This is a genomic window from Paraburkholderia sp. SIMBA_030, assembly GCF_046535245.1.
GTDB lineage: Bacteria > Pseudomonadota > Gammaproteobacteria > Burkholderiales > Burkholderiaceae > Paraburkholderia.
Window position 1 is genome coordinate 1 of sequence record NZ_JAWRXB010000350.1, and the last position, 278, is coordinate 278.

Genomic DNA, 278 nt, shown 5'->3' on the forward strand with positions numbered 1-278 from the left:
GGGCAGTTTCCTCGGAAGGCGACATCGCGGGGCTGAAGCTCACTGACTACGACGGCATTCTTGCCTTCGGGGAAACGCTACGCGAGCGTTACCTCAAAGCCGGCTGGGGTAGCACCGTGTTTGCCTGGCATGAGGCGGCCGACGACACGCTGTTCAGGCCGATGCCCGAGGTGGACAAGCCGGGCGACCTGATCTGGGTGGGAAACTGGGGCGACGACGAGCGCTCCGCAGAGATCATCGAGTTTCTGGTGCAGCCGGCAAAGGCCCTCGCCCTCAAG

Annotated in this window: 1 pseudogene; it reads left to right on the plus strand. The window is 64.0% G+C overall.

The annotated features are described in order from the left end of the window. Positions 1 to 278 (plus strand): annotated as a pseudogene (locus tag SB772_RS40305) (glycosyltransferase); the annotation flags it as partial.